19 protein-coding genes are annotated in these 17,593 nt (G+C 73.0%); 16 read left to right on the top strand and 3 right to left on the bottom strand.

Features of this window, described 5'->3' with window-relative positions:
• Nucleotides 1–10: 10 nt before the first annotated feature.
• Genes AOM05_RS06480 through AOM05_RS06470 form a run of 3 tightly spaced genes read right to left on the bottom strand, consistent with a single transcriptional unit; the run spans nucleotide 11 to nucleotide 1,254 of the window.
• Nucleotides 11–439 (bottom strand): hypothetical protein, encoded by a 429-nt coding sequence (locus AOM05_RS06480; RefSeq protein ID WP_062520491.1) that lies wholly within the window; start codon nucleotides 437–439, stop codon nucleotides 11–13.
• Complete coding sequence (locus AOM05_RS06475) at nucleotides 432–848, bottom strand: VOC family protein (protein ID WP_062520489.1); 417 nt, start codon at nucleotides 846–848, stop codon at nucleotides 432–434. The genes AOM05_RS06480 and AOM05_RS06475 overlap by 8 nt, the downstream gene beginning before the upstream one ends.
• Before the next feature lie 10 nt (nucleotides 849–858).
• Nucleotides 859–1,254, bottom strand: a complete 396-nt coding sequence (locus AOM05_RS06470; protein WP_228373235.1) for a helix-turn-helix transcriptional regulator — start codon at nucleotides 1,252–1,254, stop codon at nucleotides 859–861.
• Between the two features lie 98 nt (nucleotides 1,255–1,352).
• On the opposite strand from AOM05_RS06470, the gene AOM05_RS06465 reads away from it, so the two are divergent.
• From AOM05_RS06465 to AOM05_RS06390, 16 genes are read left to right on the top strand one after another with little or no spacing between them, the layout of a single operon-like run.
• The gene (locus AOM05_RS06465; protein WP_062520485.1) at nucleotides 1,353–2,330 is read left to right on the top strand and encodes an acetylxylan esterase; all 978 of its coding nucleotides are present in this window, start codon (nucleotides 1,353–1,355) and stop codon (nucleotides 2,328–2,330) included.
• 1 nt (nucleotide 2,331) lies between these two features.
• Nucleotides 2,332–3,564 (top strand): AGE family epimerase/isomerase, encoded by a 1,233-nt coding sequence (locus AOM05_RS06460; RefSeq protein ID WP_062520482.1) that lies wholly within the window; start codon nucleotides 2,332–2,334, stop codon nucleotides 3,562–3,564.
• A 9-nt stretch (nucleotides 3,565–3,573) separates the two neighbouring features.
• Entirely contained in the window at nucleotides 3,574–4,239 is a 666-nt protein-coding gene (gene rpe / locus AOM05_RS06455; protein WP_062520480.1) for a ribulose-phosphate 3-epimerase, read from the top strand.
• A 4-nt stretch (nucleotides 4,240–4,243) separates the two neighbouring features.
• Nucleotides 4,244–5,239: a bifunctional diaminohydroxyphosphoribosylaminopyrimidine deaminase/5-amino-6-(5-phosphoribosylamino)uracil reductase RibD gene (gene ribD, locus AOM05_RS06450; RefSeq protein ID WP_062520478.1), complete on the top strand. Its 996-nt coding sequence runs from the start codon at nucleotides 4,244–4,246 to the stop codon at nucleotides 5,237–5,239.
• Entirely contained in the window at nucleotides 5,240–5,830 is a 591-nt protein-coding gene (locus tag AOM05_RS06445; protein WP_062520476.1) for a riboflavin synthase, read from the top strand.
• Nucleotides 5,827–7,068: a GTP cyclohydrolase II gene (ribA, locus tag AOM05_RS06440; protein WP_174442358.1), complete on the top strand. Its 1,242-nt coding sequence runs from the start codon at nucleotides 5,827–5,829 to the stop codon at nucleotides 7,066–7,068. The genes AOM05_RS06445 and ribA overlap by 4 nt, the downstream gene beginning before the upstream one ends.
• Nucleotides 7,065–7,529 (top strand): 6,7-dimethyl-8-ribityllumazine synthase, encoded by a 465-nt coding sequence (gene ribH / locus AOM05_RS06435; RefSeq protein WP_062520474.1) that lies wholly within the window; start codon nucleotides 7,065–7,067, stop codon nucleotides 7,527–7,529. Before ribA ends, ribH begins: the two co-directional genes overlap by 4 nt.
• Nucleotides 7,530–7,548: 19 nt before the next feature.
• Nucleotides 7,549–9,699 (top strand): alpha-galactosidase, encoded by a 2,151-nt coding sequence (locus tag AOM05_RS06430; RefSeq protein WP_062520472.1) that lies wholly within the window; start codon nucleotides 7,549–7,551, stop codon nucleotides 9,697–9,699.
• A 23-nt stretch (nucleotides 9,700–9,722) separates the two neighbouring features.
• Complete coding sequence (locus tag AOM05_RS06425) at nucleotides 9,723–9,986, top strand: phosphoribosyl-ATP diphosphatase (RefSeq protein WP_062293272.1); 264 nt, start codon at nucleotides 9,723–9,725, stop codon at nucleotides 9,984–9,986.
• A 9-nt stretch (nucleotides 9,987–9,995) separates the two neighbouring features.
• Entirely contained in the window at nucleotides 9,996–10,838 is an 843-nt protein-coding gene (gene hisG / locus AOM05_RS06420; RefSeq protein WP_062520470.1) for an ATP phosphoribosyltransferase, read from the top strand.
• A complete protein-coding gene (locus AOM05_RS06415) occupies nucleotides 10,838–11,809 on the top strand; it encodes a helix-turn-helix transcriptional regulator (RefSeq protein WP_062520468.1) in 972 nt (323 codons plus the stop codon). Before hisG ends, AOM05_RS06415 begins: the two co-directional genes overlap by 1 nt.
• Entirely contained in the window at nucleotides 11,802–12,710 is a 909-nt protein-coding gene (locus AOM05_RS06410) for a helix-turn-helix transcriptional regulator (RefSeq protein ID WP_062520466.1), read from the top strand. The genes AOM05_RS06415 and AOM05_RS06410 overlap by 8 nt, the downstream gene beginning before the upstream one ends.
• A 33-nt stretch (nucleotides 12,711–12,743) precedes the next feature.
• On the top strand, nucleotides 12,744–12,947 hold the full coding sequence (tatA, locus tag AOM05_RS06405) for a twin-arginine translocase TatA/TatE family subunit (RefSeq protein ID WP_062520464.1): 204 nt from the start codon (nucleotides 12,744–12,746) through the stop codon (nucleotides 12,945–12,947).
• Nucleotides 12,931–13,710 carry a twin-arginine translocase subunit TatC gene (gene tatC, locus AOM05_RS06400; RefSeq protein ID WP_228373227.1) on the top strand — a complete coding sequence of 260 codons (780 nt, stop codon included), beginning with the start codon at nucleotides 12,931–12,933 and terminating at the stop codon, nucleotides 13,708–13,710. Before tatA ends, tatC begins: the two co-directional genes overlap by 17 nt.
• Nucleotides 13,707–14,639, top strand: a complete 933-nt coding sequence (locus tag AOM05_RS06395) for a diacylglycerol/lipid kinase family protein (protein ID WP_062520459.1) — start codon at nucleotides 13,707–13,709, stop codon at nucleotides 14,637–14,639. The genes tatC and AOM05_RS06395 overlap by 4 nt, the downstream gene beginning before the upstream one ends.
• A 9-nt stretch (nucleotides 14,640–14,648) precedes the next feature.
• Entirely contained in the window at nucleotides 14,649–17,381 is a 2,733-nt protein-coding gene (locus AOM05_RS06390; RefSeq protein ID WP_062520457.1) for a DEAD/DEAH box helicase, read from the top strand.
• Nucleotides 17,382–17,593: the final 212 nt, after the last annotated feature.

Here is a 17,593-nt window from a genome sequence, read left to right as displayed (position 1 = left end):
AGCCGGCCGGCTACCCGGCGGCCTTGCGCACCAGGGTGCGCAGCGCATCGTCCACCTGGTCGTTCATCTCGATGATCGCGAAGGCGGTGGCCCACATGGGGCCGTCGTCGAGCCGCGCGTCCTCGTTGAAGCCCACGTGGCCGTAGCGCGTCGCGAACTTGGAGGCTGGCTGGTAGAACACCATCACCTTGCCGTCGCGGGCATAGGAGGGGAAGCCGTACCAGGTCTTGGGCGCGAGCTCGGGCGCCTCCTCGGCGACGATCATGTGGAGGCGCGACGCGACGTCGCGGTCGACGCCGTCCAGCGCCTCGATGGCCTCGACGCACGCCTCGAGCTCCTTGGCGAGGCGCGCGGCGCCCTTGAGGCCCTTCGAGGCGCGCAGCTCGTCGGCGCGCTGCTTCATGGCGGCGCGCTCGGCGTCGGAGAAACCGCTAGACATGAGGGACCTCCTGGATGCGGATGAGGTTGCCCGCGGGGTCGCGGAAGGCGGCGTCGCGGACGCCGTACTCCTGGGCGATCGGCTCCTGGACCACGTCCACGCCCGCCGCCTCGAGGCGCGCGAACTCCGCGTCGAGGTCCTCGGTCGCGAGGTTGATGCCGAAGTAGCTGCCCTTCGCGATGACCTCGAGCAGGGTGTCGCGCTCGGCGTCGCTGAACTCGTGGCCTACGGCGGGCGGGTGGAGCACCACTGCGGTGTCGGGCTGGCCGGCGGGCCCGACGGTGATCCACCGCATGGCGCCGTGGCCCACGTCGAGGCGGACCTCGAAGCCGAGCACATCGCGGTAGAAGGCCAGCGAGGCCTCGGGGTCGAGGTGTGGCAGGAAGCTCGAATGGATGCTGATGGTCATGACTGCCAGGCTACGGAGCGGGCGCCGGTTCCGCTTCTCGATTCCTGACGGGTCGCGTGATGCGGCGCGCGATGCACGGCGCCATGCCGGGCAGCACCTGCGCGCCCTCGGCGCGGTAGACGCTCGGCGGGACGCCCACGAGCTCGGTGAAGCGCGTGCTGAAGGTGCCGAGCGACTGGCAGCCGACCGCGAAGCAGACCTCCGTGACGGACAGGTCGCCGCGCCTCAGCAGCGTCATCGCGCGTTCGATGCGGCGCGTCATGAGGTACTGATACGGCGTCTCGCCGTACGCCGCCCTGAACTGCCGGCTGAGGTGGCCGCTGGAGACGTGGACGCCGCGCGCGAGGTCCTCGAGATCCAGGGGGCGCGCGTACTCGCGGTCGATGCGGTCACGCACGCGCCGCATGAGCACCAGGGTGTCGAGGTCCACGCCTCCGATCCTGCCACCGGCCACTAGGCTCGCGTTGCGCGGCGTCGCCGCCGTGCGCGGAACAGGAGCATGCATTGCCGTACTTCGACCTGAGCCTGCAGGAGCTCGCCTCGTACCGGTCCGTGGCACCCGAGCCGGCCGACTTCGACGCCCGCTGGGCCACCACGCTCGCCGAGACCCGGCGGCACGACCTCGCGCTCACCGTCACGCCGGTCGACTCGGTGCTCGCCACGGTCGACGTTGCGGACGTCACCTTCGCGGGCTTCGGCGGCGACCCCATCCGGGCGTGGCTCCTCCGTCCCCGCGGCATCTCCGGCGACCTGCCCGTGGTGGTGCAGTTCAACGGCTACGGCGGCGGGCGCGGCCTCCCGCACGAGCGGCTGTCCTGGTCCGCAGCCGGGTACGCGCACCTCATCATGGACACCCGGGGGCAGGGCTCGGCGTGGGGTTCGGGCGGGCACACGGACGATGCGTCGGGCGGGGGAGCGGCGGGCGGTCCGGCCCACCCCGGGTACATGACGCGCGGCATCCTCGACTTCGACAGCTACTACTACCGGCGCGTCATCACCGACGCCGTGCGCGCGGTCGAGGCCGCGCGCGCCCTGGACGGGATCGACGCCGATCGCGTGGTGGTGGCCGGGACCAGCCAGGGAGGCGGGCTCGCGGTCGCGGCCGCGGGCCTGACGGACGTGGCAGCGGTGCTCGCCGACGTACCCTTTCTTTGCGACATCGAGCGCGGCATGGACGTCGCCGACAGCGACCCCTACCAGGAGATCTGCCGCTACCTCGCGGTCCACCGCGACCACGAGGAGCGTGCGCTGGCGACTCTGCGCTACGTCGACGGCGTCCACCACGCCGCCCGTGCGACGGCGCCCGCGCTGTTCTCGGCGGCGCTGCGCGACCCGATCACCCCGCCCTCGACCGTTTTCGCCGCCTTCCACGCCTGGGGCGGGCCCAAGGAGATGGTCACCTACCGCTTCAACGGCCACGAGGGCGGCGACCAGTACCAGTGGGAGCGTCAGGCGCGCTTCCTTCAGAACCTGTGGAGCTGACATGACCCATCCGGGAGACGCTACCTACCTCGCGGCCCAGCGCGCGGACCTGCTGCGCTTCATGACGGGCGCGACGCGTCCCGACGGCTTCGGCTGGCTCGACGAGGATGGCCGCGTCGACGCCTCCCACCCGGTGGAGCTGTGGATCACGTGCCGCATGACGCACGTGGCGGCGCTCGGCGCGCTCGCCGACGAGCCGCCTGCCGAGGGCGGACCGGACCGGGCAGCGCTGCTCGCGCTGGCGACCCACGGGGTGCGCGCGCTCGCCGCCGGCGCCCTCCGCGACAGCGTGGACGGCGGCTGGTTCGCCGCGGTCGAGGACGGGGTGCCGACGGTCACCGCGAAGCAGGCGTACGGCCACGCGTTCGTGGTCCTCGCCGCCTCGTCGGCCGTCGCGGCCGGGGTCGAGGGCGCGGACGCTCTGCTCGCGGACGCCCTCGGGGTGTCGCTCGACCGCTTCTGGGACGAGGACGAGGGCCTGTCCGTCGAGGAGTGGGACGCCTCCTGGACCACGCTCGACACCTACCGCGGCGTCAACGCCAACATGCACACCGTCGAGGCGTACCTGGCCGCGGGCGACGTCACGGGCGACCGCGAGTGGCACGTGCGCGCCGCTCGCATCGCCGGCCGCGTCGCCGAGTGGGCCCGCGCAAACGACTGGCGCATCCCCGAGCACTTCGACGCTGACTGGACGCCGTTGCTCGAGCACAACCGCGCTGAGCCCGCCCACCCGTTCCGCCCCTACGGCGCCACCGTGGGCCACGGCCTCGAGTGGGCGCGCCTCATGCTCTCCGTCGACGCCTCGCTGGGAACGGATGGCCTGCGCGAGCCCGCCGCCGCCCTCTACGACCGCGCTGTCGCCGACGGCTGGGACGCGGACGGCGCGCCCGGCTTCGTCTACACCACCGACTGGAACGGCGCGCCCGTGGTCCGCGAGCGCATGCACTGGGTGCTCGCGGAGGCCGTCAACGCCGCCGAGGCGCTGCGCCAGGTCACCGGCGACGCCCGCTACGCCGCGGACGCGCGCTCCTGGTGGGAGTACGCGGACGCCCACCTCATCGACCACGAGCGTGGCTCCTGGCACCACGAGCTCGACACGGCGAACCGGCCCGCCGGCACGGTGTGGCCAGGCAAGCCCGACGTCTACCACGCGTACCAGGCCGTGGTCCTGCCCGAGCTGCCGATCGCGCCCTCCTTCGCCACCGCGCTGAGGGACGTCCGAGACCGCCACTAGGCTCGACGTATGGGCATCCAGATCGCGCCGAGCATCCTGTCCGCCGACTTCGCGAACCTCGAGCGGGACATCCTCGCGGTCAGCGACGCCGACTGGCTCCACGTCGACGTGATGGACGGGCACTTCGTGCCCAACCTCACGCTCGGGCTGCCCGTGGTCGAGCGCATCGCGCAGGTTTCGCCGCTGCCCATCGACGCGCACCTCATGATCGAGGACCCCGACCGGTGGGCGCCGCGCTACGCGGAGATCGGCGCCGCGTCGGTGACGTTCCACCTCGAGGCGGCCCGCGACCCGCGCACCATCGCCAAGGACCTGCGCTCCCTGGGCGCCCGCGCGTCGTGCGCGATCAAGCCCGGCACCCCCGTCGAGGACGTGCTGCCGCTGCTCGACACGCTCGACATGGTGCTGGTGATGACCGTCGAGCCCGGGTTCGGCGGCCAGGCCTTCATGGCCGACATGATGCCCAAGCTCACGCGCCTGCGCGAGGCCGCCGAGGCCGCCGGACGCGACCTGTGGCTCCAGGCCGACGGCGGAGTCGCGCGCGACACCATCGCGACCGTGGTGGAGGCGGGCGGCGACGTCCTGGTCGCGGGGTCCGCGGTGTACGGCGCGAAGGACCGCGGCGCGGAGATCGGCGCGCTGCGCGCCCTGGCGCAGGCGGTGCACCATCGCTGAGCCCATGGACCGCGCCGTCGAGCTCGCCCTGCGCGGCCCGGCGCACGGCCCCAACCCTCGCGTCGGCTGCGTGATCGTCGCCCAGGACGGCCGCGTGCTCGGGGAGGGCTGGCACCACGGCGCCGGCACCCCGCACGCCGAGCCCACCGCGCTGGACGATGCGCGGGCCAGGGGCCATGCCGACGTCGCCGGGGCGACGGCGTACGTCACGCTCGAGCCGTGCTCCCACACCGGCCGCACCGGCCCCTGCACGGACGCGCTCACGCGCGCCGGGATCGCGCGGGTCCGCTACGCCGTGGAGGACCCCAACCCCGTGGCGTCGCGCGGGGGAGAGGTGCTGCGCTCGCGCGGCATCGACGCGGTCCACGTGCCGCACCACGGCGCGTGGGAGGTCAACCGCCGCTGGCTGGGCGCGGTCGCGCATGGCAGGCCGTGGGTGATCGCCAAGTGGGCGCAGACGCTCGACGGCCGCACCGCAGCGGCGGACGGCACCAGCTTCTGGATCACCGGCGAGGAGGCGCGCGCCCACGCCCACACCGTCCGCGCCGAGGTCGGCGCGATCCTGGTGGGCACCGGCACCGTCACGGCGGACGACCCGGCGCTGTCCGCCCGCCCCGCCGGCGTCGCCGATCCGCACCAGCCGCTGCGCGCGGTCATGGGGCTGTCGGACACGTTCGGCGCGAAGGTGTGGCGCGACCAGAACGCGATCGCGATCCGCAGCCGTGACCCCCACGCCGCCCTCGCCGCGCTCGAGGCCCGCGAGGTGCGTACGGTGGTGGTCGAGGGCGGCGGCACCATCACCACCGCGTTCCTGCGCGCGGGGCTGGTCGACGAGGTCCACGCCTACATCGCGCCCGCGCTGCTGGGCGCGGGCACGTCCGCGGTGGGAGACCTGGGAATCGCCACGATGGGGGGCGCGTTGAGAGGCCAGGATGTGACGGCGACCGCCCTGGGCGTCGATACGCTGGTCACCGCCTTCTTCCAGAGAGGACAGCAGTAGATGTTCACCGGCATCGTCGAGTCCCTCGGCACGGTCACCGAGGTGGCCCGTTCCGAGGCGAGCGCTCGGCTCACCATCGAGGCCCCCGGCTTCACCGACCTTGTCCACGGCGAGTCCATCGCGGTCAACGGCGTCTGCCTGACCGTCGCCTCGCACGAGGGCTCCACCTGGGTGGCGGACGTCATGCGCGTCTCGCTCGAGACCACCGCGCTGGGCGACCTCGACCAGGGCGCGCGCGTCAACCTCGAGCGCGCGACCCCCGCGGGCGGACGCCTGGGCGGGCACATCATGCAGGGCCACGTCGACGGCGTCGCCACGTTGGTGGCGCGCGACTCGCAGCCCGAGTGGACCGACCTCACCTTCGAGATCCCCGAGGCGCTCACGCGCTACGTGGTGCGCAAGGGATCCATCGCGCTGGGCGGCGTCTCGCTCACCGTCGCGGAGATCGACGAGGCGCGGGTCACGGTGTCGCTCATCCCTACCACCCTCGCGGAGACCACGTTCGGCGCGATCGCCGTGGGCGAGCGCGTCAACGTCGAGGTCGACGTGGTCGCCAAGTACGTCGAGAAGCTGGTGGGGGCCCACGCATGAGCGTCGACGTGATCGCGCTGGTCGAGCAGGCGCTCGAGGACCTTCGCCAGGGTAAGCCGGTGCTGGTGTCGGACTCGCGGGATCGCGAGGACGAGGCCGACTTCATCATGGCCGCACAGACCACCACCGCCGACTGGGTGGCGTGGGGCATCCGCCACTCGAGCGGCTACCTGTGCGCCCCCATGCCCACCGAGCGTGCCGACGCGCTCAACCTGCCGCTCATGGTTCCCTCGAGCCAGGACCCGCGCCGCACCGCGTACACCGTCTCGGTCGACGCGGCCGTGGGCGTGTCCACCGGCATCTCCGCCGCGGACCGCACCGCCACGCTCAAGGTGCTCGCGAACCCGGACGCGACCGCGGAGGACCTGATCCGACCCGGCCACGTGCTTCCCCTGCGGGCCGTGCCCGGGGGAGTGCTGCATCGTCCCGGCCACACCGAGGCCTGCGTGGACCTGTGCCGCCTCGCGGGCCTCGAGCCCGTGGGCGTGATCGGCGAGATGGTCAACGACGACGGCACCATGATGCGTCAGGGCGACACCTCCGAGATCGCCGAGCGCGACGGCCTGACGTTCCTCACCATCCAGGACCTCATCGAGTACCGGCGCGCCGTGGGCGACCAGCCGCCGCCGGTCGCGGCGCGCCCCGAGCGGGTGCTGCACCGCGGCGAGGCCCGCCTGCCCACCGCGCACGGCGAGGTCACCGTCCACGGCTACCGCGACGCGCGCACCGGCGACGAGCACGTCGCGCTGGTGGTGCCGCCCAAGGACGGGATCGTGCCCGTGGTCCGGGTGCACTCCGAGTGCCTCACGGGCGACGCGTTCGGGTCGCTGCGCTGCGACTGCGGCCCGCAGCTCGACGCCGCCATCGCGCGGATCGTCGAGGACGGCGGCGCCGTGATCTACCTGCGCGGCCACGAGGGTCGCGGCATCGGCATCGCCGCGAAGATCCAGGCCTACGCGCTGCAGGACCAGGGCCTCGACACCGTCGACGCCAACACCCACCTGGGGCTGCCGGTGGACCGCCGCGAGTACGGTGCCGCCGCCGCGATCCTGCATGACCTGGGGCTGACGCAGATCCGTCTGCTCACCAACAACCCCGCCAAGGTCGAGGGCCTGCGCGCGTCGGGCGTCGAGTGCATCGAGCGCATCCCGCACCGCGTCGGCGCCCACCCCGAGAACGAGCACTACATCCGCACCAAGGTCGAGCGGATGGGACACCTGTTGGGAGACAACGCATGAGCGGAGCCGGAGCACCGGCCGTCGAGGTCGACGCGAGCGGATTGACGGTCGAGATCGTCGCGAGCCAGTGGCACACCGAGGTCATGGACGGGCTGGTCGCGGGCGCGATCCGTGCCGCCGAGGCCGCCGGCGCGGGCTACCGCGTCACCCGCGTGCCCGGCGCGTTCGAGCTGCCCGTGGTCGCGGAGGCCCTCGCCCGGCGTGGCGCGGACGCCATCGCGTGCCTCGGCGTGGTCATCCGCGGCGGCACCCCGCACTTCGAGTACGTGTGCGACGCCGTCACGCGCGGCCTCACCGACGTCGCCCGGGTCCACGCCATTCCCGTGGGCTTCGGCATCCTCACCACCGACGACGACGCCCAGGCGCTCGACCGTGCCGGCCTGCCCGGCTCCAAGGAGGACAAGGGCGCCGAGGCAGTCGAGGCGGCGCTCGCCACCGCGGTGGTGATCCGCTCGCTGTAGCGGCCCTAGGCTCGTCGGTATGGCCGACGACGTCTTCCACCTCCGCGCCTCCGGCGTGTCCCTCCTGCTCTCCGCCGGTGACGGGCGGCTGCCGCGGATCGCCCACTGGGGCGCCGACCTGGGCGACCTTCCGGACGATGCGCTGGTCGCCCTGGTCCGCACGGGCCAGGGGGGTTTCGCGTTCGGCGGCGCCGACGAGGGCCACGCCCTCGCGGTGGTGCCCGAGCACACGTGGGGCTGGCTCGGCACGCCCGGGCTCGAGGGCTCGCGTGAGGGCGCGCACCCGTCTACGAGGTTCGTGACGCGGTCCGTCGAGGCCTCCGCGGAGGGCGAGGGCGACGCCCGCATCCAGTCCGTGGTGACCACCGCGGTCGACCACGACGCCGCGCTCGAGCTCACGGTCACCGTCCAGCTGCTGGGGACCGGCCTGGTGCGCGCCCGCGCGCGGCTCGCCTCGCTGGGCGGCGAGGCGCCGTTCCAGGTGGGCGCGCTGTCGCTCATGCTCCCGGTCCCGCGCGAGGCGCAGGAGCTGCTCGACTTCACCGGCCGCTGGATCCGCGAGCGCACCCCGCAGCGCACCGACTTCACCGTCGGAACCCGCCTGCGCGAGTCGCGCGGCGGTAAGCCCGACCACGACAGCGCGTTCGTGCTCGCCGCCGGCACGCGGGGTTTCGGTTTCCGCTCGGGCGAGGTGTGGGCCACCCACGTCGCGTGGTCGGGCAACGTGCGCACGCTTGCGGAGCGCGGCCGGATGGGCGACTCGGTCATCGGCGGCGGCGAGCTCCTCGCGCACGGCGAGGTCTCCCTCGCGGCAGGCGAGTCCTACGAGTCCCCGTGGGTCTACGGGGCGTACTCGGCAGCGGGACTCGACGCCGCATCGTCCCGCTTCCACCGCCACCTGCGCGCCACCCGCGCGCTGGGCCCGCGCCCCGTCACCGTGAACACGTGGGAGGCCGTGTACTTCGACCACGACCACGGCAAGCTGCTCGCCCTCGCGGACGCCGCGGCGGCCGTGGGTGCCGAGCGGTTCGTGCTCGACGACGGCTGGTTCCGCCACCGCCGCGCCGACAACGCCGGCCTGGGCGACTGGTACGTCGACGAGGGCGTCTACCCCGACGGCCTGGGCTTCCTCGCGGACCACGTGCGGTCGCTGGGCCTCGAGTTCGGGCTGTGGGTCGAGCCGGAGATGATCAACCCCGACTCCGACCTCGCGCGAGCCCACCCGGAGTGGATCGCGCGGCCCGCCGGCCACCTGCCGGTGTCCGCGCGCCACCAGCAGGTGCTGGACCTCACGCACCCCGAGGCGTACGCGTACATCGAGGAGCGCCTCCACGCGCTCGTGGGCGAGCTGCGCCCCGGCTACCTCAAGTGGGACCACAACCGCGTGCTGGTCGAGGCGCAGTCCACGGCGACGGGCCGGGGGATCGTGCACGAGCAGACGCTCGCGTTCTACCGCCTGGTCGACGGGTTGAAGGCGGCGTTCCCGGGCCTCGAGATCGAGTCCTGCTCGGGCGGCGGCGCGCGCGTGGACCTCGAGGTGCTGTCCCGCACCGACCGCGTCTGGGCCTCCGACTGCAACGACCCTCTCGAGCGCCAGTCCATCCATCGGTGGACGCAGCTGCTGGTCCCGCCGGAGATGATGGGCGCCCACATGGGGCCGCCCACCGCGCACACCACGCACCGCACCGCGCGGCTCACGTTCCGCGCGGCGACCGCGCTCTTCGGTCACCTGGGTATCGAATGGGACGTGACGTCGGATGATGCGGTGGTCGCCCGGGAGGAGATCGCCGGGTGGGTGGCGCTGCACAAGACGTTCCGGCCTCTGCTGCACTCGGGCACGGTGGTGAACTCCGACCTGCCCGAGGACGCGTACGCGATCCACGGCGTGGTGGGGCTCGACGGCGCGGAGGCGCTGTACTCGGTGGCGTCGCTCGCGCTGCCGCTGGTGGGGGAGGTGGGCCTGGTCCGGCTCGAGGGCCTCGACCCGGACGCGACGTACTCGGTGGCACCCGTCGCCCCGCCCGGATCCGGTGACGCTCCCGGTCGCGCGCTGCCCGCGTGGTGGCCCGGACCGGTGCGACTCACCGGCCGCGCGCTGGCGGTGCGCGGCGTGCAGGTTCCTGTGCTGGCGCCGGAGGACGCGGTGCTGCTCCACGCAGTCCGGGTCTGACGTTTCCCACTAGGCTGGCGGGCGTGAAGACGTTCGAGAGCCTGTTCGAGGAGCTGCAGCGCCGCGCCGTGGAGCGGCCCGAGGGATCGAGCACCGTGGTGATGCTCGACAAGGGCGTCCATGCCATCGGCAAGAAGCTGGTCGAGGAGGCCGCGGAGTCCTGGATGGCCTGCGAGTTCCAGTCCGGCGAGGAGGCTGCCGAGGAGATCTCGCAGCTGCTCTACTGGGCCCAGGTGATGATGGTCGCCAAGGGGCTCACGCTCGACGACGTCTACAAGAACCTCTAGGGGAGAGAAGTGCTCCGCATCGCCGTGCCCAACAAGGGCTCCCTGTCCGACCCCGCCGTGCAGCTCCTCAAGGAGGCCGGCTACAAGCAGCGCCGCGACCCGCGCGAGCTGGTGCTGGTCGACGAGCGCAACAACGTCGAGTTCTTCTTCCTGCGCCCGCGCGACGTCGCGGTGTACGTGGGCGCCGGCACCGTGCACGCGGGCATCACCGGTCGCGACCTGCTCATCGACTCGGGCGCCGACGCGGTCGAGCACCTCGAGTTGGGCTTCGGCGGCTCGACGTTCCGGTTCGCGGCCGCCCCCGGCGTCGCCGCGTCCGTGGCGGACATCCAGGACAAGCGCGTCGCCACGTCCTACCCGCTGCTGGTCCAGGAGCACCTCGCGACGCACGGCGTGACCGCGAGCGTGGTGCGCCTCGACGGCGCCGTGGAGTCCTCGGTGCGCCTGGGCGTCGCGGACGTGGTCGCGGACGTGGTCTCCACCGGCACCACGCTCAAGGCCGCCGGCCTCGAGATCTTCGGTGACCCGATCCTCACGTCCGAGGCGATCCTCATCCGCGCGCAGGACGCCCCGGTGGAGGACATCGCGATCCTCACCGGCCGCCTGCGCGGCGTGCTGACGGCACGTCGCTTCGTGCTGGTCGACTACGACGTCCCCTCGGACCGCCTCGACGCGGCCATCGCGGTGAGCCCCGGCTTCGAGGCGCCCACCGTGACCCCGCTGCACGGCTCCGACTGGCACGCGGTGCGCGTCATGGTGCCGCGTGCGGAGATGAACCAGGTGATGGACGCTCTCTACGCCGTGGGCGCCCGCGCGATCCTCACCACCGAGCTGCTCGCGGTCAGGGTCTGATGCCGGTCGAGAAGTCGCAGCGGCTGCTCAACCTCATCATCGGGCTGTCCTCCACCCGTCATCGCCTCACGCGCGACCAGATCCGCGACACCATCGAGGGCTACGAGCCCCTGCCGCACGGCGCCTCCGAGGAGGAGGTCCGCAAGGCCGAGGCCAGCTTCGAGCGCATGTTCGAGCGCGACAAGAAGGAGCTGCGCGACCTGGGCGTCCCCGTCGAGACGGTCGAGGACCCGGTGCACGGCGACGAGATCGGCTACCGGATCCGCCCCGCCGAGGCGGCCATGCCGGCGCTGGACCTCACCGCCGCCGAGCTGGCGGTGCTGGGCATCGCCACCGACTACTGGCGCGGCGCCGTGCTGGGCTCCGACGCCACGCAGGCCGTCATGAAGCTCGCCTCCTCCGCCGAGCACGGGCCGCGGGTCGAGCTGCCGTTCGCCGCGCTTCCCGCGGTCGCGACGGACGCATTCGCGACCCTGGTGGAGGCCGTGGCCGATCGCCAGGCCGTGCGCTTCGAGTACTCCTCGGTGAGCTCCGGCGCCGGCACCCGCACCGTCGAGCCGTGGCGCGTGGTGCTCCGCGCGGGCGTCGCGTACGTCATCGGGTTCGACCGCGACCGCGAGGCGCCGCGCACGTTCCGCGTGCAGCGCATCGGCGGGCCCGTCACGCCCGTGGGCCCCGCGGTGGAGGAGGTGCCCGAGGAGATCCCCCTGGGCGCCCTCGCCGCGAGCGCGGACGTCCGCACGGCACGTGTCGCGCTGCGACCCGAGTCCGGTCACGCCCTGCGCCGGCGCGGCAGCGCGGCCGGCGTCGACGGCGGCTGGGACCTCTACGACGTCGAGTACGCCCACGGCGACGCCGTGGTGGCGGAGGTGCTCGCGCTCGCCGGCGGGGCGCGCATCGTCGCCCCCGCGGAGCTCGCCCAGTCCGTCGCGAAGGCCGCCACGGCGGCGCTGGAGGTGGAGCGTGGCTGAGCAGGCGACGGACCGGCTGGTGCGGATGCTCGGCATCCTCACATACGTCGAGCGGAACGGCGACACGCCGTTCGCGGAGCTCGCCGAGCACTTCGGCGTGAGCGTCGACCAGGTCCGCAAGGACATCGACGCGCTGTGGGTCGCCTCGGAGCCGGGCGACTCGTGGTCGCCCATCGACTTCTCCGCGGACGACTTCGACGCGGACGTCGCGGCGCTGGTGCGCAACGACGGCGTCTCCCAGGTGCGGCTCTCGCCGCGCGAGGCCGTCGCTCTCGTGGGCGCGCTGTCCACCATGGGCGCCGCGGGCGCCCTGCCCGAGGCGGGCACCCAGGTGCTCGCGAAGCTGCGTGACGCGCTCGCCGAGCCCGTCACGGTGCTGGGGGACGACCAGGTCGCACCCGAGATCCGCGAGGCCCTGCTCGAGGCGATCGCCCGCTACCGGCTCGCCGAGGTCGAGTACGTCGACGCGCAGGACCGCCGCACCACCCGCACCGTGGACCCCCACCGCCTGGTGGTGATCGACGGTCACGGCTATCTCGAGTGCTTCTGCCGTCGCGCGCAGGACTACCGCGTGCTGCGCCTCGACCGCATCGCGTCCGTCACGGTGCTCGACGGGGCCGTGGAGCACCCGCCCACGGACACGGCGGGCTTCACGCTCACGCCCGCGTTCCGCGCCACCGTCCGCATCGCGCGCACCGGCCGCTACGCGCTCGAGGACATCCCCGGCGTGGAGATCGAGGACGCCGACGAGGACGTGATCGCGACGTTCGACGTCGCCGACGCGGCGTTCGTGGCCGGACGGCTGCTCGCGGTCGCGCCGCACCTGCGGTCCGTGACGCCGCCGCGACTCGTCGCCGAGCTGCACCGCCAGGCGCAGTCCGTGCTGGACGTCCAGCGCTAGACTGTGCGCCAGCCTTCCTAAGGAGCACTTCTCATGGGACCCCGCGAGATCCTCATCATCCTGGTCATCGTGCTGCTGCTGTTCGGCGCGCCCAAGCTGCCGCAGCTCGCCCGCTCGCTCGGCCAGTCGCTCCGCATCCTCAAGGACGAGACCAGCTCGCTGACGGACGACAAGAAGCCGGACACCGACACCACCGCGACGTCGTCCTCGGACGAGCCGCGTGACGGCCAGAAGTAGCGCGCGCGGGAGCAATCCCGACGCTCAGATGCCGCTGGCCGAGCATCTGAGGGAGTTCCGCAAGCGGCTGGTCCTCGCCGCCGCCGGCATCGCCGTCGGCATGGTCGTGGGCTGGTTCCTCTACACCCCGGTGTTCGAGGCCATCCAGCGCCCTGTGCTCGAGGCCGCCGAGCGCGACGACGCGATGGTGACGGTGAACTTCGCCGGCGTCGCGACCGCGCTCGACATGCAGATCAAGATGTCGCTGCTGATCGGGCTGATCGTGAGCGCGCCGTGGTGGCTCTATCAGCTGTGGGCCTTCATCGCCCCCGGCCTGCACCGGCGCGAGCGGCGCTACACGTTCGGCTTCCTGGGCGCCGCGATCCCGCTGTTCGCCGCGGGGGTGGCGTTCGGCGCGTGGGTGTTCCCGCGCGCCATCACCATCCTCACCGGCTTCACCCCGGAGGGGGCCGCGAACTTCCTCGACGCGCAGACGTTCATGACGTTCGCCATGCGGCTGATCCTCGCGTTCGGCATCGCGTTCGTGTTCCCCGTGGTGATGGTCGCGCTCACCTGGACGGGCCTGGTGCCAGCGCGCACGTGGCTGCGCGGCTGGCGGTGGGCGGTGTTCATCATCTTCGTGGCCGCCGCCGTGCTCACGCCCACGCCTGACGCGGTGACCATGCTGTTCATGGCCGGCCCCATGGTGCTGCTGTACTTCCTCGCCGTCGGCGTGGGGGTGCTGCGCGAGCGCGTGGCCCGAAGGCGCGTTCCCGCGGAATGAGGACCATCGGCATCATCACCAATCCGACATCGGGGTCGGGTCGGGGAGCGCGCAGGGGCGCGGAGGCGAAGGCGACGCTCGCCGCCGGAGGTCACCACCTCATCGACCTGTCCCGAGGATCCTGGGCGGCCTCGTACGAGGCCGCCGTCGCGCATCGTCCCTCCCTCGACGCGCTCGTGGTGGTCGGCGGCGACGGCATGGCGCACCTGGGGATCCAGGTGTGCGCGGAGACGGCACTGCCCCTCGGAATCGTCGCCGCGGGCTCGGGCGACGACATCGCGTCCTCGCTGGGCCTGCCGCGCCACGACATCCCCGCCGCCGTCGCGCGGATCGAGGCGGGCCTTCGCGGCGACACCGTGCGCGTCGACCTCGGCAGGGTCACCGGCGGCGCGGTCGAGGAGCCCGCGAGCCCGCGCTACTTCGGCGCGGTGCTGTCCGCCGGCCTCGACGCCGCGGTCGCGTCCTACGCGCGCGCGATCACCTTCCCGCGCGGGCCCCTCAAGTACAAGGTCGCGACCATGCGCGAGGTCCCGCGGTTCCGCCCTTACGGCGTGCGGCTGACGGCCGACGGCCGTGAACGGACGATGCGCTGCACCCTGGTCGCGGTGGCGAACGGCCCGGTCTTCGGCGGGGGTCTGGTGGTCTCGCCGGACTCGCGCATGACCGACGGGCGCCTCGAGCTGGTCACCGCGGACGGCATGTCGAGGCGCGACATCCTGGGCCTGTTCCCGAAGCTCAAGGACGGCGGCCACACCGCGGATCCGCGGGTGCGGATCGAGCAGGTCGAGTCCGTCACGATCGTGCCCGAGGCCTCCGAGGGGGCGCCGCTGCCGCCGGCCTTCGCGGACGGCGAGCTGGTCGGGGCCACCCCGCTCACGGTCACGGTGGCGCCAGGGGCGCTCACCGTCCTCGGGGGTCGCGCACAGTAGCCTGGCGGCATGACCAGCCCTGCCGAGAGGTACGCCGCGGCACGCGCGCGTGCCCACCACGCCGACCTCGCCGAGTTCGAGGGCGAGCTGTCCTTCCCGCTCGACCCGTTCCAGCGCGAGGCGTGCGAGGCGGTGGCCGAGGGGCGCAGCGTCCTGGTCGCCGCCCCGACCGGCGCCGGCAAGACCCTGGTGGGCGAGTACGCGGTACGCCATGCCTACCGGCGCGGCGAGAAGGCGTTCTACACGACGCCCATCAAGGCGCTGTCGAACCAGAAGTTCCACGACCTCGCGAAGGTGTACGGGCCCGAGAACGTCGGCCTGCTCACGGGCGACACCACGCTCAACCACGAGGCGGACATCATCGTGATGACCACCGAGGTGCTCCGCAACATGATCTACGCGGACTCCGAGAGCCTCGAGAGCCTCGGCGTGGTGATCCTCGACGAGGTGCACTACCTCGCGGACCGCTTCCGCGGCTCGGTGTGGGAGGAGGTCATCATCCATCTGCCCGAGCGCACGTCGATCGTGTCGCTGTCCGCGACCGTGTCCAACGCGGAGGAGTTCGGCGCATGGCTGGCGGAGGTGCGGGGCGACACGCGCGTGGTGGTGTCCGAGCACCGTCCCGTGCCGCTGTGGCCGCACGTGCTGCTCCGCGAGGGGATCTTCGACCTCTACGCGCCCGGCGTCGACCCGCAGGACCCGGGCATCACGCCCCGCCTCAACCCCGAGCTCGAGGCCATCACCAAGCGCTCCCGCTACGAGGACCCGCGCGGCGGCCGTCCCACCCGCGGCGGTCGCCGGCCTCAGGGCCGCCGCGCGCCGCCGCGCTTCGCGGTGGTGGACGTCCTCGACCAGCAGGGGCTGCTGCCCGCGATCGTGTTCGTGTTCTCGCGGGCCGGCTGCGAGGACGCGGTCGACCAGGTGCGCGCGGCCGGGATGGTGCTCACCACCGAGGCGGAGCGCCGCGAGATCGCGGCGATCATCGAGGAACGATGCGCGGGCGTGCCCACCGAGGACCTCTCGGCTTTGGGTTACCACCGGTGGCGCGACCACCTCGAGGCGGGTCTCGCGGCGCACCACGCGGGCATGATCCCGCTGTTCAAGGAGGTGGTCGAGCAGCTGTTCGCGGCCGGCCTCATCAAGGTGGTCTACGCGACCGAGACGCTCGCGCTCGGCATCAACATGCCCGCGCGCTCCGTGGTGCTCGAGAAGCTCGTGAAGTGGGACGGGCAGGGCCACAAGGACCTCACCGCGGGGGAGTACACGCAGCTCACCGGCCGGGCCGGACGGCGGGGGATCGACATCGAGGGCCACGCGGTGGTGGTCGAGCACCCCGGCTTCGACGCCCCGCAGCTGGGGCGCCTCGCGTCGCGGCGTACATACCCCCTCATCAGCTCCTTCCAGCCCTCCTACAACATGGCCGTGAACCTGGTCTCGCAGCTCGGCCTCGAGCGGGCGCGCGAGGTGCTCGAGATGTCCTTCGCGCAGTACCAGGCCGACCAGTCCGTGGTGGGTAAGGCGCGCAAGGCGCGCGAGTTCGACTCGACGCTGCGCGGCTACGCCGAGGCCGCCCGGTGCGACAAGGGCGACTTCATGGAGTACGCGGCGCTGCGCGAGAAGCTCGCGCGCCTGCAGAAGCAGGCCGCGCGCGACACGTCGCGGGCGCGCCAGGAGGCCACCGCGTCGACGCTGGCGGCGCTCCGCCGCGGGGACGTGGTGCGCGTGGGCGGCGGCAGGCGCGCCGGGCTCGCGGCCGTGGTCGAGTCCGACGACAACCCCGTGGCGCCCCGACCCCTCGTGGTCACCGAGCATGCGCGCGTCCACCGGCTCGCGATCTCCGAGCTGCACCACGGGCTCGAGACCGTGGGCGTGGTGAAGGTGCCGCGCCGGTTCGACTCCCGCAACGCCCGCAGCCGGCGGGAGCTCGCGCAGCTGATCGCCGACGGCCGGGGCTCCTACGAGGCCACGCGGGCCAGGCGTCGCGGTCCGGCGGCGGACACCAACGCCGCGGAGGAGCTCGACGTGCGGCGTCTCATGCGCGAGCACCCTTGCCACCAGTGCCCGGACCGCGAGGCGCACGCCCGCTGGGCCGAGCGCTACCACCGCACCCTGCGCGACAAGGACCGCATCGTCGGCGAGATCCAGCGCGCCACCGGATCGATCGCGCGGGTGTTCGACAAGCGGCTGCAGATCCTCGACGCGCTCGGCTACCTCGACATGGTCGACGGCCGGCCCGAGCTCACCGCGGCGGGACGGATGATGCGGCGGCTCTTCGCGGAGAACGACATCGTGATCGCCGAGGCGCTGCGCACCGGCGCGTGGGAGGGGCTGCACGCGCCGGCGCTCGCCGCCGCCGTTTCCACACTCCTCTACCAGGGGCGACGCGACGACGAGTCACGCACCCCCCGCCTTCCTGGCGGGCCGGGAGGCGTGCTCGGGACCGCGCTCAAGGAGACGGTGCGCCTGTGGTCCAAAGTCGACGACATGCAGCGCGAGCGCGGGCTGCCGGACCTGCCCGCGCCCCACTGGGGGATCGTCGCGCCCATCCACGGCTGGGCGCAGGGCAAGAGCCTCGACACCGTGCTCAAGGGCGCGGAGCTGGCTCCGGGCGACATGGTGCGCTGGTGCAAGCAGGTGATCGACTCGCTCGACCAGATCGCCGAGGTGGCACCGTCCGCCTCGGTGCGGGCCGCCGCTGTGCAGGCGATCACGTCCATGCGCAGGGGAGTGGTCGCGTACTAGGCGGCCGCTTGGAGATTCCCCATGGCACATGTTGCTGGTGTGTCCGATGGGGCGCGTGGGGCTGTCACATCCTCCACGTGAGAACGCTCCCGTCACAGTCGTCATTGGGACTTCACGCCGCGTTGCCTTGCCCGCGCAGTCATTTGACATGTGCCTAGACAGCCCACACCATTGAATCTCCATCACCTGATGGATGTTCAATGGCGAGAGGG

It is taken from the genome of Demequina silvatica (assembly GCF_000971215.1).
Lineage (GTDB): Bacteria > Actinomycetota > Actinomycetes > Actinomycetales > Demequinaceae > Demequina > Demequina silvatica.
Note: the sequence above shows the minus strand (reverse complement) of the source record. Positions and strands in the feature narration are given on the sequence as shown.

Bases quoted from the DNA above. Each gene is read 5' to 3' on its own strand.
- AOM05_RS06480 (WP_062520491.1), bottom strand. From the start codon at position 439: ATGTCTAGCGGTTTCTCCGACGCCGAGCGCGCCGCCATGAAGCAGCGC.
- AOM05_RS06475 (WP_062520489.1), bottom strand. From the start codon at position 848: ATGACCATCAGCATCCATTCGAGCTTCCTGCCACACCTCGACCCCGAG.
- AOM05_RS06470 (WP_228373235.1), bottom strand. From the start codon at position 1,254: ATGCGGCGCGTGCGTGACCGCATCGACCGCGAGTACGCGCGCCCCCTG.
- AOM05_RS06460 (WP_062520482.1), top strand. From the start codon at position 2,332: ATGACCCATCCGGGAGACGCTACCTACCTCGCGGCCCAGCGCGCGGAC.
- rpe (WP_062520480.1), top strand. From the start codon at position 3,574: ATGGGCATCCAGATCGCGCCGAGCATCCTGTCCGCCGACTTCGCGAAC.
- ribD (WP_062520478.1), top strand. From the start codon at position 4,244: ATGGACCGCGCCGTCGAGCTCGCCCTGCGCGGCCCGGCGCACGGCCCC.
- AOM05_RS06445 (WP_062520476.1), top strand. From the start codon at position 5,240: ATGTTCACCGGCATCGTCGAGTCCCTCGGCACGGTCACCGAGGTGGCC.
- ribA (WP_174442358.1), top strand. From the start codon at position 5,827: ATGAGCGTCGACGTGATCGCGCTGGTCGAGCAGGCGCTCGAGGACCTT.
- ribH (WP_062520474.1), top strand. From the start codon at position 7,065: ATGAGCGGAGCCGGAGCACCGGCCGTCGAGGTCGACGCGAGCGGATTG.
- AOM05_RS06430 (WP_062520472.1), top strand. From the start codon at position 7,549: ATGGCCGACGACGTCTTCCACCTCCGCGCCTCCGGCGTGTCCCTCCTG.
- AOM05_RS06415 (WP_062520468.1), top strand. From the start codon at position 10,838: ATGCCGGTCGAGAAGTCGCAGCGGCTGCTCAACCTCATCATCGGGCTG.
- tatA (WP_062520464.1), top strand. From the start codon at position 12,744: ATGGGACCCCGCGAGATCCTCATCATCCTGGTCATCGTGCTGCTGCTG.
- AOM05_RS06395 (WP_062520459.1), top strand. From the start codon at position 13,707: ATGAGGACCATCGGCATCATCACCAATCCGACATCGGGGTCGGGTCGG.
- AOM05_RS06390 (WP_062520457.1), top strand. From the start codon at position 14,649: ATGACCAGCCCTGCCGAGAGGTACGCCGCGGCACGCGCGCGTGCCCAC.